Genomic DNA, 4,423 nt, shown 5'->3' on the forward strand with positions numbered 1-4,423 from the left:
CCGCGGCACTCACACCCACACCCCCGCCCCCGCGGTCCCCCCCCCCCCCCGCGCCGGGGGGGGGGGGGGCGCGCCCCGCCCCCCCCCTCGACGCCGACATGGAGGTGATACGAGTCCTGCTGGGCCTGCGGGCACTGCTCGGCACACAGGCGGGTCCGCCGGTGGTGGCCGCCGTGCGGGACGGCCGTCATCTGCCGGCCGCGCGAATGGCGGCCGGGCCGCGGGGCATGGTTCTGGAGACCGACCTGACGACAGCACGGCTACTGGTGCAGTCGGCCCGGAGCCCAGGGCTCTCCACGGCGTTGCGTGACCTCCTCGACTTCGCCGGGGCCGAGTTCCACGTGGTCGACGCCCCGGAACTGGTGGGACTCGCCTTCGCGGACGTCGCGCTGCGCTATGAGGCACGCTGCGTCGTCGGCCTCCTGCGGACCGACGGCCGGGCGCTGCTCGCCCCGGCCCCGGGCGCCGTCCTCGGCCCCGGAGACCGGCTGGTCGTCGTCGCCCACGACGACACGGCCGCCCCGCCCACCGACTGCGGCGAGTACGTCGACCCCGCCGCGATGACCCCGCCCGGACCACGGCCCGCCGGGCCCACACGAACGCTTCTGCTGGGATGGAACCGCCGTGCCCCGCTCGTCGTGGAGATCCTGAGCGCAAGCGCCCGGCCGGGATCCGTCCTCGACGTGGTCACGGCCCCCGATGCCGGGCCCGGTCCGATACTGCCCCCCGGTGCGCCGGACAACGGGCGGCTCGGCATCGCGCACCACGTCGGTCATCTGGACCGTCCCGAAGTCCTGCGTACCCTCGACCTCTTCGGCTACGACAGCATCATCGCGCTCGGGCCGGACCCGGGCACCGGCCCCGGACGCCCGGACGACCACACCCTCCTGAACCTGCTGATGCTGCGGAGACGGGAGGAGGAGGCTGGGCGGGCACTGCCCGTGGTGGCCGAGCTGTGCGACCCACGCAGCCGTGTGCTGGCCCCGCTGGGTCCTTCGTCCGATGCCGTCGTCCGGGGCGAGCTCACGGCCCTGCTGATGACCCAGATCGCCCACAACCCCGAGCTTGCCGCTGTGTTCGAAGAGGTCTTCGCCACCCGTGGCGGCGCACTGGCCCTGCGCCCGGCCGAGCACTACGTACTACAGGGCCACGAGGCATCCTTCGCGACTGTCGTAGCGGCGGCACTGGAACGCGGCGAATGCGTCATCGGCTACCGGGCGCGCGGCGCGCACGTCACGGGCCGCGATGTGGGCCTTCGGCTCTGTCCCCGCAAGGCCGAACGGCGTTTCTGGGACGCCGGGGACGAAGTTCTGGTGCTGACGGCGGCCGCAACCGACCCGAGCGTCGCGGACGGTGGGGAGAACGGGCTGCCCCAACCCCGGCGGCAGCACGAGGGGGGTGACTCGCCGGCAGGAGTGCCGACGGCATGACGCCGGTACGTGGTCGGACACGATCAGTTGCTATTGACGTGCGCATGCCCGACAGCTAAGTTGCGACCGTGCTCCGAGCCGGTCTGGCATCCAGCGGCCGGAGAGGCGGTGCATTCCGCCAAGTTCCGCGCGTTGCTTGCTCGTTCGAAAGACTCCGGGTCGCGGTTGGACAACGTTGTCACGGTGGTGATCTCGAGATGAGTCGTGGTGCGGTGGGCGCTCGTCACGGTGGGGGCTCGAGCTCGCCCCAAGGTGAGACAACGTTGTCAACGTCGTCACCCGGCCCCGCAGTTCCCGAGCCGCCGCCGGCCCGGCCGCAGAGCCACGAACGGCCCGCTCCCTGACCGTCCTTCACCCGCCCTCTCCACCGGGACCTTCCGCGTACGTCCGGCTCGGTGAGCTCCAGAACGCATCCCCTCAGGAGGCAGATCGCGATGTTCTCGACTCCGGTCGGCGCACGCCGGCCCGGCACGCCCGGACGACCGTCCCGCGGCCACCGGATCCGAACGACCCTGGGTGCCGCCGCCGGCGCCGCCCTCCTGGGCGCGTACGCCTTACCCGCGCCCGGCGCCTGGGCCGCACCCGTGAGGGCACCGGAACTCGTGTCGTCGCCGGCGGACCTGGTCAATCCCTTCATCGGCACGTCGAACGACGCCAACGACTTCCCCGGCGCGGACGTCCCCTTCGGCATGGTGCAGTGGAGCCCGGACACCTCGTCGCGACCCCCGGGCGGCGGGTACGAGTACAAGGACTCCTCGATCACCGGATTCAGCCTCACCCACATCGCGGGGCCCGGTTGTGGGGCCGCGGGTGACGTGCCGGTGCTGCCCACGGTGGGTGCGGTCAACAACACGGCCACGGACTCCTTCTCGCACGCCAACGAGTCCGCCTCGGCCGGCTCCTACGAGGTCGCCCTCGACAACAAGGTGACCACCGAACTCACCACCACCGCGCGCAGCGGCATGGCGCGCTTCACCTTCCCCGCGACCTCCCAGGCCAACCTGATCTTCAAGCTGACCGGCAGCCAGAACGGCGGCAGTTCCCCTCAGTTCGACGTCGTCTCCGACACCGAGGTCAGCGGCCAGGTCACCAGCGGAAGGTTCTGCGGCGCGGGGAACTCGTACACCGTCTACTTCGACATGGTCTTCGACCAGCCGTTCACCTCCAGCGGCAGCACGCTCGCTCCCGGGGCGAGACGCTCCGCGCCGCCCGCCGAACCGGCGGGCAGGAACGCCCCGGACAAGCCGAACAAGCCCCGTCTGCACGGATCCATGCCGAAGCCCCGCGCCGACCGGGCGGCACCCGAGGACGCGAGCCAGGACGCAGCCGCCTCGAACGCGCACGTCACGTTCAACACGAGCGCGAACCGGACCGTGCAGGCCAAGGTCGGCGTCTCCTACGTCTCGGTGGCGAACGCGGTGGCCAACCGGAGTGCGGAGAACTCCGGCTGGAATTTCGACAATGTGCGCGCCGCGGCCCATCAGGCGTGGGACACGGCACTGGGCAAGGTACGTATCGCGGGCGGTACGGCGGACCAGCAGAAGATGTTCTACACGGCGCTCTACCACTCACTGCTGCACCCGAACATCATCAGCGACACAAACGGCCAGTACTACGGCTTCGACGGCAGGACGCACACCGTCGATGCCGGACACGACGCCGCATACGCCAACTACTCCGGCTGGGACATATACCGCTCCCAGGCGCAGTTGGAGGCACTGGTGAGTCCTCAGGTCGCCTCCGACACCGCCCAGTCGATGACCGACGACTACACCCAGACCGGGATCTTCCCCAAGTGGTCGGAGAACAACGGCGAGTCCTACGTCATGGTCGGTGACCCGGCGGCGGCGATCATCGCCGACTACCACGCGTTCGGCGCACGGAACTTCGACACCGCGAAGGCGCTGGCCGGCCTGGTGAAACAGGCCGGCACCGCGAACAACGACCGACCGGGCCTGAACTACCTGGACGACCCCGGATACGAACCCCACGACGGCAGTTACGGCTGCTGCAACTTCTACGGTCCGGTGGCCACGACCCTGGAGTACGACACCGCGGACTTCGCCCTCTCGGCCTTCGCCGGCGCCCTCGGCGACACGAAGAACCAGCAGACGTACGCCCATCGGGCCCAGGACTGGCGCAACACGCTGAACCCGGCCTCCGGTTTCGTCCAGCCCCGCAACGCGAACGGCACCTGGACCGGCGGATTCGATCCCACCAGCGGCACGGACATGGTGGAGGCCGACTCGTGGATCTACTCCGGAATGGTTCCCTTCGACGTGGCCGGGCTCGCCACCGCCAAGGGCGGCAACAAGGTGATGGGCGACTACCTCGACACCGTCCTGCGCAGCTACACCGGCGCCGACGGCTACGCGTGGGTCGGCAACGAGCCCAGCATCGAACTTCCCTGGGAGTACGACTACATCGGCCAGCCGTACAAGACCCAGGCGACGGTACGCTCGGTCCAGGACCGGATCTGGTCGAACACACCTGCCGGCCTCGCCGACGGCAACGACGACCTCGGCGCCATGAGCGCCTGGTACGTCTGGTCCGCCCTCGGCATGTATCCCATGACGCCAGGGACGTCGGACCTCGCCCTCGGCTCGCCGTTGTTCTCCCAGGCCGTGATCACACTGCCGTCCGGCAAGACCCTGACGATCAACGGCGACGGCGCGGCGGACAACGCACCCTATGTGCAGTCCGCGACGTTCAACGGGTCCGCGTGGAACAACGCGTACGCGCCCACGAGCGCGGTCACCGCCGGAGGAACGCTCGGCTTCACCCTCGGCACCGTTGCGAACACGAACTGGGCCACCTCGGCGTCGGCCGCCCCGCCCTCCTACCCGGGTGACACGGCCGCCCCGCCGAAACCACGAGTGGGTCCCGTCACGGCCGGGGTGAACTCGGGGCTGTGCGTCGACGACGCCAACTCCGGCACCGACGACCACACCGCGATCCGCCTGTGGACGTGCAACGGAACATACGCCCAGGAC

The 4,423-nt window shown here is 70.4% G+C and carries 2 protein-coding genes; both read left to right on the plus strand.

Going from position 1 to position 4,423, the window contains the following annotated elements; all coding sequences use genetic code 11:
• The first annotated feature begins 98 nt into the window (after positions 1-98).
• Positions 99-1,430 (plus strand): hypothetical protein, encoded by a 1,332-nt coding sequence (locus ACFW2E_RS42290; RefSeq protein ID WP_384476113.1) that lies wholly within the window; start codon positions 99-101, stop codon positions 1,428-1,430.
• A 434-nt stretch (positions 1,431-1,864) separates the two neighbouring features.
• Positions 1,865-4,423 (plus strand): lectin (locus ACFW2E_RS42295; RefSeq protein ID WP_384476116.1); only part of this gene is annotated, 2,559 nt, incomplete at its 3' end.

This window comes from Streptomyces sp. NPDC058964, assembly GCF_042741275.1.
Classification (GTDB): Bacteria; Actinomycetota; Actinomycetes; order Streptomycetales; family Streptomycetaceae; genus Streptomyces.